General features: G+C 62.4%; 17 protein-coding genes. 10 read left to right on the top strand and 7 right to left on the bottom strand.

The window, feature by feature from the left end:
- Nucleotides 1-12 precede the first annotated feature (12 nt).
- From etfA to KSS97_RS26860, 5 genes are all read right to left on the bottom strand, one after another.
- Nucleotides 13-1233: an electron transfer flavoprotein subunit alpha gene (gene etfA / locus KSS97_RS26840; RefSeq protein ID WP_217860516.1), complete on the bottom strand. Its 1221-nt coding sequence runs from the start codon at nt 1231-1233 to the stop codon at nt 13-15.
- Nucleotides 1233-3182: a dimethylglycine demethylation protein DgcB gene (gene dgcB / locus KSS97_RS26845; protein WP_217860517.1), complete on the bottom strand. Its 1950-nt coding sequence runs from the start codon at nt 3180-3182 to the stop codon at nt 1233-1235. The genes etfA and dgcB overlap by 1 nt, the downstream gene beginning before the upstream one ends.
- A 164-nt stretch (nt 3183-3346) precedes the next feature.
- Complete coding sequence (gene dgcA / locus KSS97_RS26850; RefSeq protein WP_030139309.1) at nt 3347-5407, bottom strand: dimethylglycine demethylation protein DgcA; 2061 nt, start codon at nt 5405-5407, stop codon at nt 3347-3349.
- Nucleotides 5408-5422: 15 nt separating this feature from the next.
- The gene (locus KSS97_RS26855) at nt 5423-5953 is read right to left on the bottom strand and encodes a DUF5943 domain-containing protein (RefSeq protein WP_030139308.1); all 531 of its coding nucleotides are present in this window, start codon (nt 5951-5953) and stop codon (nt 5423-5425) included.
- 79 nt (nt 5954-6032) lie between these two features.
- Nucleotides 6033-7010: a dipeptidase gene (locus KSS97_RS26860; RefSeq protein WP_030139307.1), complete on the bottom strand. Its 978-nt coding sequence runs from the start codon at nt 7008-7010 to the stop codon at nt 6033-6035.
- Nucleotides 7011-7243: 233 nt separating this feature from the next.
- Between KSS97_RS26860 and KSS97_RS26865 the strand changes: the two genes are divergently transcribed.
- The 4 genes from KSS97_RS26865 (at nt 7244) to KSS97_RS26880 (ending at nt 8746) form a co-directional block, all read left to right on the top strand.
- Complete coding sequence (locus KSS97_RS26865; protein WP_217862109.1) at nt 7244-7645, top strand: lysozyme inhibitor LprI family protein; 402 nt, start codon at nt 7244-7246, stop codon at nt 7643-7645.
- 88 nt (nt 7646-7733) lie between these two features.
- A complete protein-coding gene (locus KSS97_RS26870) occupies nt 7734-7988 on the top strand; it encodes a type II toxin-antitoxin system RelE family toxin (RefSeq protein WP_217860518.1) in 255 nt (84 codons plus the stop codon).
- Entirely contained in the window at nt 7972-8295 is a 324-nt protein-coding gene (locus tag KSS97_RS26875) for a helix-turn-helix domain-containing protein (RefSeq protein WP_030139304.1), read from the top strand. Before KSS97_RS26870 ends, KSS97_RS26875 begins: the two co-directional genes overlap by 17 nt.
- Before the next feature lie 34 nt (nt 8296-8329).
- Entirely contained in the window at nt 8330-8746 is a 417-nt protein-coding gene (locus KSS97_RS26880; protein WP_198796841.1) for a DUF3010 family protein, read from the top strand.
- A 254-nt stretch (nt 8747-9000) separates the two neighbouring features.
- Here the strand turns inward: KSS97_RS26880 and KSS97_RS26885 are convergent, their stop codons facing one another.
- Nucleotides 9001-9960: a GlxA family transcriptional regulator gene (locus KSS97_RS26885; protein ID WP_217862111.1), complete on the bottom strand. Its 960-nt coding sequence runs from the start codon at nt 9958-9960 to the stop codon at nt 9001-9003.
- A gap of 192 nt (nt 9961-10152) precedes the next feature.
- Here KSS97_RS26885 and KSS97_RS26890 point away from each other — a divergent pair, with 192 nt between their 5' ends.
- From KSS97_RS26890 to KSS97_RS26915, 6 genes are all read left to right on the top strand, one after another.
- Nucleotides 10153-11097: a choline ABC transporter substrate-binding protein gene (locus KSS97_RS26890; protein ID WP_030139301.1), complete on the top strand. Its 945-nt coding sequence runs from the start codon at nt 10153-10155 to the stop codon at nt 11095-11097.
- 71 nt (nt 11098-11168) lie between these two features.
- The gene (cdhC, locus tag KSS97_RS26895; protein ID WP_217860519.1) at nt 11169-12056 is read left to right on the top strand and encodes a 3-dehydrocarnitine:acetyl-CoA trimethylamine transferase CdhC; all 888 of its coding nucleotides are present in this window, start codon (nt 11169-11171) and stop codon (nt 12054-12056) included.
- A 79-nt stretch (nt 12057-12135) separates the two neighbouring features.
- Nucleotides 12136-13101 (top strand): L-carnitine dehydrogenase, encoded by a 966-nt coding sequence (locus tag KSS97_RS26900; protein WP_217860520.1) that lies wholly within the window; start codon nt 12136-12138, stop codon nt 13099-13101.
- A 145-nt stretch (nt 13102-13246) separates the two neighbouring features.
- Nucleotides 13247-13723, top strand: coding sequence for a thioesterase family protein (locus KSS97_RS26905; RefSeq protein ID WP_030137827.1), 477 nt, complete (start codon nt 13247-13249; stop codon nt 13721-13723).
- A gap of 18 nt (nt 13724-13741) precedes the next feature.
- The gene (locus KSS97_RS26910) at nt 13742-14905 is read left to right on the top strand and encodes a gamma-butyrobetaine dioxygenase (protein WP_217860521.1); all 1164 of its coding nucleotides are present in this window, start codon (nt 13742-13744) and stop codon (nt 14903-14905) included.
- Nucleotides 14906-15288: 383 nt separating this feature from the next.
- Entirely contained in the window at nt 15289-15549 is a 261-nt protein-coding gene (locus KSS97_RS26915) for a hypothetical protein (protein WP_217860522.1), read from the top strand.
- Between the two features lie 162 nt (nt 15550-15711).
- Here the strand turns inward: KSS97_RS26915 and gbdR are convergent, their stop codons facing one another.
- The gene (gene gbdR / locus KSS97_RS26920) at nt 15712-16815 is read right to left on the bottom strand and encodes a choline metabolism transcriptional regulator GbdR (protein ID WP_030137830.1); all 1104 of its coding nucleotides are present in this window, start codon (nt 16813-16815) and stop codon (nt 15712-15714) included.
- Between the last annotated feature and the right edge of the window lie 514 nt (nt 16816-17329).

The raw sequence follows: 17329 nt of genomic DNA on the forward strand, positions 1-17329 counted from the left end.
CGTTTCCTTAGCTTAAGCCGCATCGCGCCTGGCTTCGTTGCGGTAAGCCTCTACCGCCGCGATCAGGGCCTGGAGAATCGCCGCGCTGTCACCGATCACCGACAGGTCCGCACGCTTGATCATGTCGCAACCCGGATCGAGGTTGATCGCCACCACCTTGTCGCAGGCGCCGATACCTTGCAGGTGCTGGATCGCCCCGGAAATCCCCACGGCCACATAAACCCGTGCCGTGACCCAGGTGCCGGACGCACCGACCTGGCGATCGCGAGCCATGAAGCCATCGTCCACCGCCACCCGCGAAGCGCCTTCGGTAGCGCCCAAGGCCGCCGCCGTCCTGTGGAAAAGTGCCCAGTCCTTGACGCCGTTGCCGCCGGAGAAAATGAATTCGGCCTCAGCCATCGGAATCGCGCCGGGGTCCACCGCCACCGCGCCGAGGTCTTCGATGCGTGATAAGCTGCGGGCCACGCTTGTGGATAACTCCACCGGCAAGGCTTCGTGACGGGTTTCGCTGACCGGCTCGGCGCATTCGGCAGCGGCCAGGATCAACCGCGCCAACGGCCGTGCGAGGTCTTGCAGCCCCGCACCGGCGCGGCCGATGCACGCCTCGCCCTTGACCTGCCAGACCCGTGTGGCCGGGCGTTCGCCCAAGGCCGCGGCGAAGCGGCGACCCAGTTCACCGCCGCCGCTGCGACTGTCAGGCAGCAGCCAATGACGCGGATTGAACTGGTTATCCACAGCCCGCAGGCCTTGTACCCGTTGCTCCGGTGCATAACCGCTGAACTCTTCGCCCTCGAGCACCAGCAGGCGGTCAACGCCTGCGGTGGCGAAAGCGCTTTCCTTGTGCTCGCCGAAGACCACGGCCAGCACTGCACCGTCGGTACCCGCGAGTTGATGGGCCAGGCCCAGCAGGTCACGGTCGTGACTGCTGAGGCGGCCACCGACCATGTCCGGCACAACGCTGATGTAGAACGCCGGTTGCACGACTTGATGCAGCGGCAGTTGCACTTCCGTCGCCGCGGTACGCTTGGTTGCGCCGCCCTGCTGGGCGCCGCTGCGGTCAATGCGCTTGATGCCGTTGGGACCGATGAAACCGACACCATGGACATTCTTGCGAATGACGCCGTTGGGCCCCATCCAGCTGTGCTGCACCGGTTGCATGGCAGCGTGCAGCGGGTGCAGGCGGTTGCGGGCGATCCACTCGGCGCGAGGGTCGCGGCGGATGATGTCGCTCATTAATGCACCTCCGCAGGTTCACGTTTGGCCGGGGCCGCGGGCTTGCTCGGCGCCGCGTCTTCAAGCAGCGCGTCGGCCACCAGTTCGGCAATGTCCTTGATCATCGGCCGTGGTTCGACCACGCCTTCGAGCATCGCCGTGCACTGTGGACAACCCACGGCCACCAGCTCAGCGCCGGTTTCGCGGATGTCGTCCATGCGCATGTCCGGGATGCGCTGCTTGCCCGGGATGTCAGTGATCGGCGCGCCGCCGCCACCGCCGCAGCAACGCGAACGGAAACCGGAACGCTGCATTTCCTTGACCTCGATGCCCAGCGCACGCAGCACTTGGCGCGGCGCCTCGTACTCACCGTTATAGCGGCCCAGGTAGCACGGGTCGTGATAGGTCACGCTGTCGCCCTTGTGCTGGCCGAGGTTCAGCGCCCCGGCGTCGATGATTTCCGCCAGGTAGGTGCTGTGGTGCTGCACCAGGTAGTTGCCATCGAAGGCGCCGTATTCGTTTTTCAGCACATGGAAGCTGTGGGGGTCGCAAGTGACGATGCGGTTGAAGCTGTATTTGGCCAGGGTCTGGATGTTGCGCTTGGCCAACAGCTGGAACGTCGCTTCATCGCCCAGGCGCCGGGCCACGTCGCCACTGTCGCGTTCTTCGAGGCCGAGCACGGCGAAGTCGACTTTCGCCGCCTTCAGGACTTTGACGAACGCCCGCAGGGTGCGCTGGTTGCGCATGTCGAAAGCGCCGTCGCCGACCCAGAACAGCACGTCGGTGGATTTTTTCTCGCTGAGCAGGTTCAGGTTCAAGTCCGCCGCCCAGTTCATCCGCCCGCCCGGGGCGAAGCCGCCCGGGTTGTCGGTGGCGATGAGGTTTTCCAGCACCTCGGCGCCCTTGTTCGGCGTCGCGCCTTTTTCCAGGGTCAGGTGGCGGCGCATGTCGACGATGGCATCGACGTGCTCGATCATCATCGGGCATTCCTCGACGCACGCTCGGCAGGTGGTGCAGGACCACAGGGTCTCGGCGTCCACCAGGCCGTTGACGATCGGCTGGTGCGGATTACCGCTGTGCTCGCCCACCGGTTTACCCGGATACGGACTGCCGGCGAATTTCGCATCGGTGCCGCCGGCCAGGCCGACGACCATGTCCTGGATGAGTTTTTTCGGGTTCAGCGGCTGGCCGGCGGCGAACGCCGGGCAGGCTGCTTCGCACTTGCCGCACTGCACGCAAGCGTCGAAACCGAGCAATTGGTTCCAGGTGAAATCCTTGGGTTTTTCCACACCCAGCGGTGCGGCGGGGTCGTTCAGGTCCAGCGGCTTCAAGCCCGTGGAGCGGCCACCACCAAAGCGTTCGGCGCGGCGGTGCCAGGCCAGGTGCAGCGCACCAGCGAAAGCATGTTTCATCGGCCCGCCCCAGGTCATGCCGAAGAACAGCTCCGACACGCCCCACAACACGCCGACACCCAGGATCGCCGCCACCAGCCAACCGCCGAAGTTTTCCGGGAGGATGCCCGCCACCGGCAGGGTCACCAGGAAGAACGACGCCGAGAAGGCCAGCAGGCTTTTCGGCAGGCGCATCCACGGGCCTTTCGACAAACGCGCTGGCGGGTTGCGCCGCCGCAGGTACATGAAGATCGCACCCACGAACATCACCGCCGACATCAGCAGCAACGCATAGCCGAGGATACGGTTGTGCAGGCCAAAACCGTGGACGAGGATCGCCAACACAATCGATGCCACCGCACCACCCGCCGTGGCGACGTGGGTGTTGGCAATGTACTTGTCCCGTGCCACCACATGGTGCAAATCCACCATGTAGCGCTTGGGCATGGCAAAGAGACCGCCGATCAGATCGACCTTGGCCGGTCGTCCCCGGCGCCACATGTTCATCCGCCGCAAGGCGCCAAGGACCGCGAGGCCCAGGGCGGCGAACAGCAGGATTGGAAGAAGGGTGTTCAACATAGGTGTTGCTCCCAAAGACCTCAGGGTCTTGCAGGTCGAGATGCCTTACTCGGTCACTGTGGGAGCGGGCTTGCTCGCGAAGGCGGTGTGACAGTCAGCTTATGTGTGGCTGACAGAATGCATTCGCGAGCAAGCCCGCTCCCACAGGAGTTTGGTGCAAGCCGTTAGAAATCCTTGCACAACCGCAGGGCGTCGTAGATGGCGGCGTGGGTATTACGCTGGGCCACGCAGTCGCCGATGCGGAACAGCAGGTAGCCATCGCCGCTCTGCTCCAGGCACGGCTGGGGCTTGATCGCGAACAGGGCTTCGACGTCGATCTGGCCCTTGTTGCGCGAACCTTCCTTGAGCGCGTAGTAGATTTCTTCGTCCGGCCGCACGCCGTTTTCCACCACCACCTGGTCAACCACGCGCTCTTCCTTGGCGCCGGTGTATTCGTTCTCCAGCACCGCCACCAGCTTGTCGCCTTCGCGGTAGACCTTCTCCAGCATCATGTCCCCGGTCATGATCACTTCCTTGGGGTACATGCTGCGGTAGTAGGTCGGGAACGACGTCCCGCCAATGGCCACGCCCGGCTTGATGTCGTCGGTGACGATCTCGACCTGGCTGCCCTTGTCGGCGAGGAAGTCGGCCACCGACATGCCGGTGAACTCGCAAATGGTGTCGTAGACCAGCACGTTCTTGCCTGGCGCGACCTTGCCGTCGAGCACGTCCCAACTGCTGACCACCAGCCCTTCGGCGGCGCCCCAGTGTTCGTTCTGCTCCAGGTTCGGATGCCCGCCGACGGCCAGCACCACCACGTCCGGACGCAGGTCCATGATGGTCGGCGCGTCAGCCGCCACGCCCAGGCGCAGGTCGACTTTCAGCCGCGCCAGTTCCAGCTGGAACCAGCGGGTGATACCGGCGATCTGGTCCCGTTGCGGGGCTTTCGAGGCGGTGGTGATCTGCCCGCCGATGAATTCCTTCTTCTCGAACAGGGTCACGTCGTGGCCACGTTCGGCGGCCACCCGCGCCGCTTCCATCCCGGCCGGGCCGGCACCGACCACCACGACTTTGCGCTTGGGCCCGGTGGATTTCTCGATGATGTGCGGCACGCCCATGTATTCACGGGATGTCGCGGCGTTCTGGATGCACAGCACGTCCAGCCCTTGGTACTGGCGGTCGATGCAGTAGTTGGCGCCGACGCACTGCTTGATCTGGTCGATCTGGCCCATCTTGATCTTGGCGATCAGGTGCGGGTCGGCGATGTGGGCGCGGGTCATGCCGACCATGTCGACGTAACCGCCCTCCAGGATCCGCGTGGCCTGGTTCGGGTCCTTGATGTTCTGCGCGTGCAGCACCGGGACCTTGACCACTTCCTTGATACCGGCGGCCAGGTGCAGGAACGGCTCCGGTGGATAACTCATGTTCGGGATGACGTTGGCCAGGGTGTTGTGGGTGTCGCAACCCGAACCCACGACGCCGATGAAATCGAGCATGCCGGTGTCATCGTAATACTTGGCGATCTGCTTCATGTCCTCGTGGGACAAGCCATCCGGGTGGAACTCGTCACCGCACAGGCGCATGCCCACGCAGAAATCGTCGCCCACTTCGGCGCGCACGGCCTTCAACACTTCCAGGCCGAACTTCATGCGGCCTTCGAAGCTGCCGCCCCATTCGTCGGTCCGCTTGTTGACCCGCGGGCTCCAGAACTGGTCGATCATGTGCTGGTGCACGGCCGACAGCTCGACGCCGTCCAGGCCGCCGGCCTTCGCGCGTCGCGCCGCCTGGGCGTAGTTGCCGATCACCCGCCAGATTTCTTCCGGCTCGATGGTCTTGCAAGTCGCACGGTGCACCGGCTCACGCACGCCGGACGGCGACATCAGGGTCGGCCAGTTGAAGCCGTCCCAGCGCGAGCGACGACCCATGTGGGTAATCTGGATCATGATCTTGGCGCCATGCTTGTGCATGGCGTCGGCCAGGTTCTGGAAGTGCGGGATGATGCGGTCGGTGGACAGGTTCACCGAGCTCCACCATTCCTGCGGGCTGTCGATGGCGACCACCGACGAGCCGCCGCAGATCGCCAGGCCGATGCCGCCCTTGGCCTTCTCTTCGTAATACTTCACGTACCGGTCGGTGGTCATCCCGCCGTCGGTGGCGTAGACCTCGGCGTGCGCGGTGCTGAGCACGCGGTTGCGGATGGTCAGCTTGCCGATCTGGATCGGCTGGAACATTGCTTCAAAAGCCATGGCGCGATCCTCGACTTACAACGGCTTGACGATGAACAGGCCGTCGTCGTGGCCTTCTTCGGAACCGCCGTAGACCTGCTCGGCCACGGTGCGGATCGAACTGCCGCGCGCGGCCAGGATCTGGTCCATGGCACCGGCGAACCAGCCGGTGAACATGTAGTCGACCTTGCGCCCGACCTTGCCGTACACATAGACGAACGCCGAGTGCTCGAGCTTGACGCTGGCGGTGCCTTTGTCCAGGTCGATGTCCTGGATCTTGAACAGGCCCCAGCCACGCTGGGACAGGCGCTTCATGTAGTGCTCGAACACCGCGACGCCTTCCAGGCCGTGGCATTCGGCTTCTTTTTCACACCAGTGCCAGGCGGATTTGTAGCCGGCCTTGTAGAGAATCTCGGCGTAGGCGTCAGCGCCCAGCACTTCCTCGATGCCCATGTGGTTGTTGACGAAGAAGTGACGCGGTACGTACAGCATCGGCAGGGCGTCGGAGGTCCAGACACCGGTTTCGCTGTCGACTTCGATAGGCAGTTGCGGGGCGATCTTGGCCATGAAAACTTGACTCCGGAAATTCGTGATGTGCCTGCGGCGCGAGTGGCCGCAGGTAAAGGATTCAGTGATGCAGCGGGGTTTATTCGCCCCAGACGTCCTTGAGAACGTTGACCCAGTTTTCCCCCATGATCTTGCGCACCACCCGCTCAGGATGGCCGCGCTTGAGCAGCGTCTCGGTGAGGTTCGGGAATTCGCCCACGGTGCGGATGCCCAGGGGGTTGATGATCTTGCCGAAGCTGGTCAGACGACGGGCGTAGCCCTTGTCGTGGGTCAGCATTTCGAAGAAGTCCTGGCCGTGGCCCTGGGTGAAGTCGGTGCCGATGCCGATGGCGTCCTCGCCGACGATGTTCATGGTGTATTCGATGGCTTCGGCGTAGTCGTCGATGGTCGAATCGATGCCCTTGGCCAGGAACGGCGCGAACATGGTCACGCCGACGAAACCGCCGTGGTCGGCAATGAACTTCAGCTCTTCATCGGATTTGTTGCGCGGGTGCTCCTTCAGGCCGGACGGCAGGCAGTGGGAGTAGCAGACCGGTTTCTTCGATTCGAGGATGACTTCTTCGGAGGTCTTGGAACCGACGTGGGACAGGTCGCACATGATGCCGACGCGGTTCATCTCGGCGACGATTTCGCGGCCGAAGCCCGACAGGCCGCCGTCGCGCTCGTAGCAACCGGTGCCTACCAGGTTCTGGGTGTTGTAGCACATCTGCACCACGCCCACGCCGAGCTGCTTGAAGATCTCGACATAGCCGAGCTGGTCTTCGAAGGCGTGGGCGTTCTGGAAGCCGAAGATGATGCCGGTCTTGCCCTGCTCCTTGGCACGACGGATATCAGCGGTGGTTTTCACCGGGATCACCAGGTCGCTGTTCTCGCGGATCAGTTTCTGGCTGGCAACGATGTTGTTGATGGTGGCCTGGAAACCTTCCCACACCGACACGGTGCAGTTGGCTGCGGTCAGGCCGCCCTTGCGCATGTCTTCGAACAGGTCGCGGTTCCACTTGGCAATGATCAGCCCGTCGATAACGATGCTGTCGGCGTGCAATTCGGCTGGGCTCATCAGGCAGTCCCCTTGTTGGCGATTCATGCGCCGAATCGTGTGCCGGCGCTTTGGGGCCAGCATATGCCGGAGGGCGGTGGCGACCGGGTGCAAAAACGACAGGGGAATTGCCGAAAGCGTCAATCCGCGACAATGGGCTGCAACGCCCCCCCTCCGACCATCTGTTATTTACCCGGCGCTTGCGCCAGAATCCGCGTCACCACTGGCTTTCACTGGATTTGAGCGACAACCCGATGAAATCGATTCTTCTTGCCCTGGCATTGATCAGCACCGTCGCCCATGCGACCGAAGACACCGAGCCCAACCCCTGCGACGAAGTTGAAAACGACGTCCAGACCCTGGCCTGCTCGGCGTATGGAAAAAAGGCTGCCGAGCAGTTGCTCAACGAAAACCTGCAAAGCCTCAATGAGCGGCTGCAGACCCGCTACGCCAGCGACAAGGCCCAGCTCAACGACATCACCGACAAAATCAAGGCCGCCCAGCAACTCTGGCAAAAACAGCGCGACGCCGATTGCGCCATCGCCGCCTTCCCGGCCAAGCCCGGCAGCGACGCCTACAAAATCGCCGAAAACGACTGCATGGCCCAGGTGAGTGATGACCGGTCGGAGTTTTTGGAGTCGATTGGGCAGGAGTGAGGGCAATATTCAGACATCTTTCACGCGTTGGCTCTGGACGGGATATAAGTCAGGATTCGCAAATCTTATAAAAGACTTATATCCTTCCATGAACACTATTCACTGGACCAGAAAAGCCGTTAAGCAGCTTTTGAAATTGCACTCCGTCCATCAGGTTCAGGTTCGGGACGCCGTTACGACGCTCGCCCAGATGCCTGACGTGGTGAATGTCAAAGCACTTGTTGGCCATGGCTATGCGTACCGCCTGCGGATAGGTAGCTATCGAGTCATGTTCGATTGGGACGGGGCGATCAAGGTCGTCAGCATTCAAGAGGTCAAGAAACGCGATGAACGAACCTACTGATATTCAGATCATCAACGACGCAGACGGAAATCCGGCATTCGTGGTCATTCCGTATGCGCAGTACGTTGCGCAAAAGCTGGAGCCCGACCTGATCCCGCATGAGGTTGTCAGCCGTATCGTCGACGGCGCCACGCCAATACGCGCCTGGCGTGAACATTTGAACCTGACTCAGGATGAGGTCGCCAGGCGCCTCGGTATTTCTCAACCCGCGTTTGCTCAGCAAGAATCTGTCGCCAAGCCTCGCCGGGCCACCCGCGAGAAAATTGCTGCGGCCTTTGGCATCCATGCTGATCAGTTGGAGCTATAAGAGCTGCCCGCCTCCATCCAGCAAAGGAATTCACATGAAAACGTGCGGCATTGAAATCAAAGGCAGCGAAGCGATCATCGCCGTTGCCTCGCTGGACCAGCAGGCGTTGAGCCACGTCGCATTGAACATCAAGAAGATCGCTCTGGACGATGACGATCAAGCCGCGAACGTCAAGGCCTTCGCCGCCCAGGTACGGGCGTTCGTGACGGACAATGGCATCGAGCGCATCGCCATCAAGAAGCGCAGCAAGAAAGGCGAGTTCGCCGGTGGGCCGACCACCTTCAAGATCGAAGGGGTGTTCCAGTTGCTGGAAGGTTGCGAGGTGACGCTGCTGTCGCCACAGACCATCAACGCCCAGAGCAAGAAACATGATTTCGCCCTGCCGGCGACGCTGAACAAATATCAGCACGAGGCCTATAAAGCAGCCTGCTCGGCGCTGATGAAGAAATAGATCTCCTAAGACAAACACCGTACCTGTGGCGAGGGAGCTTGCTCCCGCTCGGCTGCGCAGCAGTCGTAAAACCGGCCTGCAGGGTTCACCTGCTGCACTGCGGTATCCGGTTTCAGGGCGGCTGCGCCCCAAGCGGGAGCAAGCTCCCTCGCCACGGGAAATTTTCCAGGCTCACTATTGCTTGCGATACCCCTTCGACCAATCAGTAAAGCCTTGTCCTCCAGCGCCAAACACGCCGATCGGATATAAGCCCGTCAAACCACCTCCCGCTCGTCCCCCTGCCGTCGTCGATCCTCCCTCGGACACCGGGCAAACCGAGCCCGGTAGCTGCGGGTGAAGTACGACGGTGACTCAAAGCCGCAGGCAATGCTCACTTCCAGCACACTCATGTCGGTCTGGCGCAGCAGTTGCCGGGCCTTTTCCAGGCGCAATCGCAGGTAGAAGCCGCTGGGGGTGTCGTTCAGGTGCAGGCGGAACAGGCGTTCGAGTTGCCGGCGGGTGACATTGATCGATTCGGCCAGCGCCAAGGTCGTCAGGGGTGGCTCGCTGTGGGCTTCCATCTCGCCAATCACATGCACCAGTTTCTTGTTGCGAATGCCGTAGCGGTTGGCGATTTCCATGCGCTGGTGATCTTTGCGCGGACGAATGCGACCGAGCACGAATTGTTCGCTGACCTGGATCGCCAATTCCGAACCGTGGGCCTGGCCGATGAGGTCGAGCATCAGGTCGATGGATGCGGTGCCGCCGGCGCAGGTAATGCGGCGGCGGTCGATCTCGAAGAGTTCCTGGGTCACGCTGAGCTGTGGATAGGATTCCTTGAACGCCTCGATCGCTTCCCAATGCAAGGTGACGCGATGCCCGTCCAGTAACCCCGCTTCCGCGAGTACCACGCTGCCGGTATCGATGCCGCCGAGGATAACGCCGTCATTGTCCAGTCTGTGCAGCCAGCGCTCCAACACCGGAGTGACGAATTTCAACGGCTCGAACCCAGCCACCACCCATAACGTCGCGCCTTTTTTCAGCGGCTCCAGCGCCGCATCGGCGTTGACCGACATGCCGTTGCTCGCCAACACCGCCCCGCCATCGGCGCTCAACACATGCCAGCGATACAGCTCGCCACGGAAGCGATTGGCGACCCGTAGCGGCTCGATGGCCGAAATGAAACCGATGGCCGAGAAACCCGGCATCAACAAGAAATAGAAATCCTGGGACATGGAACGCACTCGGTTGGCGGGCAGCGTGCGGACTTTGATACGCCAGTTGGAAGGGGTGTTCAAGTGCAAGAGTCGCTGTAGTGCAAGACCACGTCGCCGCTGTGCGTTTTGAACAAGCCACGGCTGCGTACTTTGGCATCACCGGCGCGCAGATGCCGGAACCCATAACAACAAGCTGCCGAGGAACCCGACATGAAAAGACTGATCAGCTCCTGCGTTCTTGCACTCACCGGTACCGCTTTCCTGACCTCGGCTACCCAGGCGGCCGAACCCGCCGCCTGCCGGGACGTGCGCCTGGGCGTGGTCAACTGGACCGACGTCATCGCCACCAGCGCCCTGACCCAAGTGATGCTCGACGGCCTCGGCTACAAGACCAAACAGACCAGCGCGTCCCAGCAAATCATCTTCGCCGGCATTCGCGACCAGCGCCTGGATTTGTTCCTGGGCTATTGGAACCCGTTGATGACCCAGACCATCACGCCGTTCGTCCAGGCCAAGCAGGTCAAGGTGCTGGAGCAGCCCAGCCTCCAGGACGCCCGCGCCACCCTTGCCGTGCCGACGTACCTGGCCGACAAGGGCCTGAAGACCTTCGCCGACATCGCCAAGTTCGAGAAGGAGCTGGGCGGCAAGATCTATGGCATCGAGCCCGGCTCCGGCGCCAACACCCAGATCAAGGCGATGATCGCCAAGAACCAGTTCGGCCTGGGCAAGTTCCAGTTGGTGGAGTCCAGCGAGGCCGGCATGCTCGCCGCCGTGGACCGCGCCGTGCGGCGCAAGGAAGCCGTGGTGTTCTTCGGCTGGGCGCCGCACCCGATGAACGTCAACGTGCAGATGACCTACCTCACGGGCAGCGAAGATGCCCTCGGTCCGAACGAAGGCATGGCCACTGTCTGGACCGTCACCGCGCCGAACTACGCCGAGCAGTGCCCGAACGTCAGTCGCCTGCTGAGCAACCTGACCTTCACCGCCGAAGACGAGAGCCGGATGATGCAGCCGCTGCTCGATCACAAGGATCCACTCGAATCGGCCCGGCAGTGGCTCAAGGATCATCCGCAGGACAAGCAGCGCTGGCTCGAAGGCGTGACCACCTTCGACGGCAAGCCCGCCGCCGACAACCTGAAACTCACCAGCAACTGACCCAACGCTATCCATCTGCGCAGCATCAATCGGCTGCGCGGTGACCCACCACGCCTGAAGGAATCCGCACCATGAACCACGACGTCATCATCACCTGCGCACTTACCGGTGCTGGCGACACGACCGCCAAGAGCCCCCACGTGCCGGTCACCCCGAAACAGATCGCGGCGGCTGCCGTCGAGGCGGCAAAGGCCGGAGCCACGGTGGTCCACTGCCACGTCCGCGACCCGCAGACCGGCAAGTTCAGCCGCGACGTGGCGTTGTACCGCGAAGTGATGGAGCGTATCCGTGAGGCGGACGTGGACATCATCGTCAACCTCACCGCCGGCATGGGCGGCGACCTGGAAATCGGTGGCGGTGAGCACCCGATGGATTTCGGCCCCAACACCGACCTGGTGGGTCCGCTGACCCGCCTGGCCCACGTCGAAGAATTACTGCCGGAAATCTGCACGCTGGATTGCGGCACCCTGAACTTCGGCGACGGCGACACCATTTACGTCTCCACCCCGGCGCAATTGCGCGCCGGGGCCAAGCGCATCACTGAGTTGGGCGTGAAGGCCGAGCTGGAAATCTTCGACACCGGGCACCTGTGGTTCGCCAAGCAGTTGATCAAGGAAGGCCTGCTGGACAACCCGCTGTTCCAACTCTGCCTGGGTATCCCATGGGGCGCACCGGCCGACACCACCACCATGAAAGCCATGGTCGACAACCTGCCCGCGGACGCGGTGTGGGCCGGCTTCGGCATCGGTCGCATGCAAATGCCGATGGCGGCCCAGGCGGTGCTGCTGGGGGGCAACGTCCGGGTCGGGCTGGAAGACAACCTCTGGCTGGACAAAGGCGTGCTCGCCACCAACGGCCAACTGGTGGAGCGCGCCGGCGAAATCCTCAGCCGCCTTGGCGCCCGCGTGCTCACCCCAGCTGAAGGCCGCAAGAAAATGGGTCTGGTCCAGCGCGGCTGAGCCGAATCTCCACCGTCCCCCTGTGGGAGCGAGCTTGCTCGCTCCCACAGGTGATCTTCACTCTTTTCAGGAAACCACCATGCGCTTCATCACCGACATCAAGACCTTCGCCGCCCTGGGCAGCGGCGTCATCGGCAGCGGCTGGGTCAGCCGCGCCCTCGCCCATGGCCTCGACGTGGTCGCCTGGGACCCTGCGCCCGGCGCGGAAGCCGCGCTGCGCAAACGCGTCGCCAATGCCTGGGGCGCCCTGGAGAAACAAGGCCTGGCCCCTGGCGCCTCCCAGGATCGGCTGCGCTTTGTCGCGACCATCGAAGAATGCGTGCGCGACGCCGATTTCATCCAGGAAAGCGCCCCCGAGCGCCTGGAACTCAAACTCCAGCTGCACAGCCAGATCAGCGCCGCCGCCAAGCCGAACGCATTGATCGGCTCGAGCACCTCGGGGCTGCTGCCGAGTGAATTCTATGAAAGCTCGACCCATCCGGAACGCTGCGTGGTCGGGCACCCGTTCAACCCCGTCTACCTGTTGCCACTGGTGGAAGTGGTCGGTGGCAAGAACACCGCGCCCGAAGCCGTCCAAGCAGCGATGCAAGTCTATGAGTCCCTCGGCATGCGGCCGCTGCACGTGCGCAAGGAAGTGCCTGGTTTCATCGCCGACCGTCTGCTCGAAGCGCTCTGGCGCGAGGCGCTGCACCTGGTCAATGACGGCGTGGCAACCACGGGTGAAATCGACGACGCCATCCGTTTTGGCGCCGGGTTGCGCTGGTCGTTCATGGGCACGTTCCTGACCTACACCCTGGCCGGCGGCGACGCCGGGATGCGTCACTTCATGGCCCAGTTCGGCCCGGCGCTGCAACTGCCCTGGACCTACCTGCCGGCGCCGGAGCTGACCGAAAAGCTGATCGATGATGTGGTGGACGGGACGAGCGAGCAGTTGGGGCAGCACAGCATTTCAGCGTTGGAACGCTATCGTGATGATTGCCTGATGGCGGTGCTGGAGGCGGTGAAGACCACCAAGGAAAAGCATGGTATGGCCTTCGCCGAGTAAACCTTGGTTTTTTGGGCCAGCAAGTCTGGCCCCATCGCGAGCAAGCTCGCTCCCACATTGGTGCTGTGTCGTTCACGAAACCTGTGGGAGCGAGCTTGCTCGCGATAGCGGCCTCCCAGTCACCACAACTGTCGGAACCAGAGTCATGCCCACCCTCACCACCTACCAAACCCGAATTATCCCCGAATGGGTCGACTACAACGGCCATTTGCGCGACGCGTTCTACTTGCTGATCTTCAGCTATGCCACCGACGCGCTGATGGACCGCCTCGGCCTGGACAGCCAAAGTCGCGAAGCCAGCGGCCATTCCCTGTTCACCCTTGAGCTGCACCTGAACTACCTGCACGAAGTGAAGCTCGGCGCCGATGTCGAGGTGCACACGCACATCATTGGCCACGACGCCAAGCGCCTGCATCTCTATCACAGCCTGCACCTGGCGGGCGGCGACAAAGAGTTGGCCGGCAACGAGCAGATGCTGCTTCACGTCGATCTGGCTGGGCCACGCTCCGCGCCGTTCACCGAACAGACCCTGGGCACACTCAAAGCCCTGCTCGACAGCCAATCCGATTTGCCGACGCCGGCCTATATCGGTCGAGTCATCGCGCTGCCCCCCGCCCGATAAAATCCCGAGGAGATCGCCATGCACACCGCCGCCGCAATTGCCGACTTCCGCAGCTATCCTCTGGTCCACGCATTGACCGCTGCGACACCGTCGGCCGATCGGGTTCACGTCACTTGGGCCGATGGTCGCCTCAGCCCCTTTCATCTCCAGTGGCTGCGTGACAACTGCCCTTGTCAGCAATGCGTCTACAGCGTCACCCGTGAGCAAGTCCTGGAAATCGTCGATGTGCCCGAAGACTTGGCGCCCGGTGAAATCCGCGTCGATGATCAAGGGCGCCTGTGCGTGGCCTGGCAGGACGGCCACCAGAGCCAATTCGACCCGGGCTGGCTGCGCGCCCACGCCTATGACGAGCAATCCAGGGCCGAGCGCCTGGCGAGCAAGCCGCAACGACACCTCTGGCAGCACGACTTGCAACTGCCGGTGTTCGACTACCAGGCACTGATGGAGGACACCGGCGCGCTGCTGCAATGGCTGCTGGCGGTACGCGACATCGGCCTGACCCAGGTACGAGGCGTGCCCACCGAACCCGGCTCGCTGAAACAGATCGCCCAACGCATTTCCTTCATTCGCGAGAGCAATTTCGGTGTGCTGTTCAACGTGCAATCCAAGGCCGACGCCGACAGCAACGCCTACACCGCTTTCAACCTGCCATTGCACAGCGACCTGCCGACACGAGAGTTGCAGCCGGGCCTGCAATTCCTGCATTGCCTGGTGAATGACGCCGTGGGTGGCGAAAGTATTTTCGTCGACGGCTTCGCCATTGCCGAAGCGCTGCGCCAGGAAGATCCCGAAGCCTTCGACACGCTGTGCCAGATCCCGGTGGAGTTCCGCAACAAGGACCGCCACAGCGACTACCGCTGCCTGGCACCGATCATCGCGCTGGACACACTGGGACAGGTCTCGGAGATCCGCATGGCGAACTTCCTGCGCGGGCCGTTCGACACCTCGGTCGAGCAGATGCCCAGGCTCTATCGCGCCTACCGCCGCTTCATCGCGCTGACCCGCGAACCACGCTTTCGCCTGATGCAGCGGCTCGAACCCGGGCAACTGTGGTGCTTCGACAACCGCCGCACCCTCCACGCGCGCAACGCCTTCGACCCGGCGACCGGGGCGCGGCATTTCCAGGGGTGTTATGTGGATCGGGATGAGTTGTTGTCGCGGATTCTGGTGTTGCAAAGGTAAACCGCGTCATCGTTCATCGCGAGCAAGCTCGCTCCCACATTAGATTTTGTGAACGACACAGAACCCCTGTGGGAGCGAGCTTGCTCGCGATAGCGCCCTGTCAAACAACCCATCACGCCCTGATTTTCACAGGCAAAAAAAATCCCCGATCAAGCCGTGACAGGATCGGGGCAGGAGCGTTACTGGAGGAGCTGTTGCGCGAGGGTGACCAAACCATCGTGATTCAGCTTGGGGCCAGTGTGCCCAGTCCAGGACCCGGCGAGTTAGCCGAAAACGACGCGTTCATAGTCATTCATGACAGAACGACGATTTGCCCTTGCCGCCGCTTCGGGTGGCTACCAGAATCGAGACACGACCCCAATCCCTGAACAAGGAAAAGCGTCATGATGTACGCCGATTTGATCGACCAGGAAGACCTGTTGGGCCATCTCAAGGCCCTGGGGTTGCAGATTCCCAGCGGCTCGACGGCCGAGCAGGCCTGTGAGTGTGCCGTGCGCGGCTTGGACAGGGCTCGCGCCAATGAACTGCGGCGGATGGTCAAGGAGATGTATACCAGCAGCGCGACCATCCTTCCGGCCGTGCGCCAGGCGATCGACAAGCAACTGCTGCCAGCGTTGACGCAATACCAGCAGAACCATAGCTGACCCTGGTTTCTGTAGGAGCTGGCGCAGCCTGCGATCTTTTAATCCTTCACTTGAGACTCAAGTGTCGGGAGAAAGATCGCAGCCTCGCTTCGCTCGGCAGCTCCTACACAGCGCCTGCAGGCCCAGCGGGGGCAAGCTCCCTCGCCACAGAAGCCTGTCGGTCTAAAGCCTCACGCTGGCAAACGTCGACTCGTTGCGCGCCTGGCTCAGCGCCGACAGCGGGCCGGACAGCGGCGACAGCACCAGCGCCTGCGGCAGCGGCATCATTGCCACCTGTTGCGTGGTGTTGGAACCGACGCGCTCATCCCGTGGCGGAATGCCGAAGTACTCGCGGTAGCACTTGGAGAAGTGCGGGGTGGAGACGAAGCCGCACACCGAGGCCACTTCGATGATCGACATCGGTGTCTGCTTGAGCAGTTGTCGCGCCCGAATCAGTCGCAGCTTGAGGTAATAGCGCGACGGCGAGCAATGCAGGTACTTCTGGAACAGGCGCTCCAGCTGGCGCCGGGACACGGCGACGTACACCGCCAGTTCGTCCAGGTCGATCGGCTCTTCGAGATTGGCCTCCATCAGCGCGACGATTTCCTGCAGCTTCGGCTGGTTGGTACCAAGCATGTGCTTGAGCGGCACGCGCTGATGGTCCTGCTCGTTGCGAATACGCTCGTAGACAAACATTTCGGAGATTGCCGCCGACAGCTCGCGACCGTGATCGCGACTGATCAGGTGCAGCATCATGTCCAGCGGCGCGGTGCCACCGGAGCTGGTGAAACGGTTGCGGTCGAGGGTGAACAGGCGCGTGCTCATCGACACTCGTGGAAAGGCTTCCTGCATCGCCGCCAGGCATTCCCAGTGCACGCTGCAATCGAAACCGTCCAGCAGGCCGGCGCAGGCCAGGGCCCAACTGCCGGTGCAGACCGCGCCAAGGCGACGAGACTGACGGGCCTGGCCTTGCAGCCATGAGACATGTTCGCGTGTAACCGTGCGTTGAATGCCGATGCCGCCGCAGACGATGACGGTGTCCAGGGACGGCGCCTTGTGCATGGAGGCGTCCGGCGTGATCTGCAAACCGTCACTGGCCCAGACCTGGCCGCCATCGACGGTCAGGGTAGTCCAGCGATACAGCTCGCGACCGGACAGTTGGTTGGCCATGCGTAGCGGTTCCACCGCGGACGCCAGGGAAATCAGCGTGAAATTGTCCAGCAGCAGAAAGCCGATGGATTGAGGCGCACGGTTCTGGGGTTGGGCCCCGGAGTTGGACGTCGTCATCGCGGTATCTCCTCACACAAAGCGGGTGATGGCCTCAGGCGGAGGCTCTTGTTATTGCCCACCGTTCTCTTGCGTGAGACGGGGCTTTATCGGGATAGAGCAATTGCCATGCCTAAATTTGAATACGCGTTCAATAACTCCTGAAAACGACATGCCGGCCTGTCTATATAAGGGGCCTGTCGAGGCTGGGTTATAAGTGCCATCAAGGGCCGCAGGCGCCTACCACAGCGGGCTGTGAGCAGATCGGTAGCACTTGTGGTAACTGGGCTGCGCCGTTTGCGCGATGGTTGTCACCGCAAGCGCGGGGACGGACGGTAGCGCAGCGTCCGAGGACGTGACCGACAAGTCACGCCTTATCTGTTTGCGACGCGCTAAAAGGTGGCGCATTTGCGAGCGGGTGTTCATTTTACGAGCGGTTTTACAATCTTTTGTGGCGAGGGGATTTAGCGAAACGTCGCACCGCCCCGCTGGGCTGCGGAGCAGCCCTGAATCCAGACACCGCGATGCACAAGAA

The organism is Pseudomonas alvandae (assembly GCF_019141525.1).
In the GTDB taxonomy this organism is placed as follows: domain Bacteria; phylum Pseudomonadota; class Gammaproteobacteria; order Pseudomonadales; family Pseudomonadaceae; genus Aquipseudomonas; species Aquipseudomonas alvandae.

Excerpts from the sequence above, each read along its gene's own strand:
- etfA (WP_217860516.1), bottom strand. The coding sequence starts at position 1,233 with ATGAGCGACATCATCCGCCGCGACCCTCGCGCCGAGTGGATCGCCCGC.
- dgcB (WP_217860517.1), bottom strand. The coding sequence starts at position 3,182 with ATGTTGAACACCCTTCTTCCAATCCTGCTGTTCGCCGCCCTGGGCCTC.
- dgcA (WP_030139309.1), bottom strand. The coding sequence starts at position 5,407 with ATGGCTTTTGAAGCAATGTTCCAGCCGATCCAGATCGGCAAGCTGACC.
- KSS97_RS26855 (WP_030139308.1), bottom strand. The coding sequence starts at position 5,953 with ATGGCCAAGATCGCCCCGCAACTGCCTATCGAAGTCGACAGCGAAACC.
- KSS97_RS26860 (WP_030139307.1), bottom strand. The coding sequence starts at position 7,010 with ATGAGCCCAGCCGAATTGCACGCCGACAGCATCGTTATCGACGGGCTG.
- KSS97_RS26865 (WP_217862109.1), top strand. The coding sequence starts at position 7,244 with ATGAAATCGATTCTTCTTGCCCTGGCATTGATCAGCACCGTCGCCCAT.
- KSS97_RS26870 (WP_217860518.1), top strand. The coding sequence starts at position 7,734 with ATGAACACTATTCACTGGACCAGAAAAGCCGTTAAGCAGCTTTTGAAA.
- KSS97_RS26875 (WP_030139304.1), top strand. The coding sequence starts at position 7,972 with ATGAACGAACCTACTGATATTCAGATCATCAACGACGCAGACGGAAAT.
- KSS97_RS26880 (WP_198796841.1), top strand. The coding sequence starts at position 8,330 with ATGAAAACGTGCGGCATTGAAATCAAAGGCAGCGAAGCGATCATCGCC.
- KSS97_RS26885 (WP_217862111.1), bottom strand. The coding sequence starts at position 9,960 with ATGTCCCAGGATTTCTATTTCTTGTTGATGCCGGGTTTCTCGGCCATC.
- KSS97_RS26890 (WP_030139301.1), top strand. The coding sequence starts at position 10,153 with ATGAAAAGACTGATCAGCTCCTGCGTTCTTGCACTCACCGGTACCGCT.
- cdhC (WP_217860519.1), top strand. The coding sequence starts at position 11,169 with ATGAACCACGACGTCATCATCACCTGCGCACTTACCGGTGCTGGCGAC.
- KSS97_RS26900 (WP_217860520.1), top strand. The coding sequence starts at position 12,136 with ATGCGCTTCATCACCGACATCAAGACCTTCGCCGCCCTGGGCAGCGGC.
- KSS97_RS26905 (WP_030137827.1), top strand. The coding sequence starts at position 13,247 with ATGCCCACCCTCACCACCTACCAAACCCGAATTATCCCCGAATGGGTC.
- KSS97_RS26910 (WP_217860521.1), top strand. The coding sequence starts at position 13,742 with ATGCACACCGCCGCCGCAATTGCCGACTTCCGCAGCTATCCTCTGGTC.
- KSS97_RS26915 (WP_217860522.1), top strand. The coding sequence starts at position 15,289 with ATGATGTACGCCGATTTGATCGACCAGGAAGACCTGTTGGGCCATCTC.
- gbdR (WP_030137830.1), bottom strand. The coding sequence starts at position 16,815 with ATGACGACGTCCAACTCCGGGGCCCAACCCCAGAACCGTGCGCCTCAA.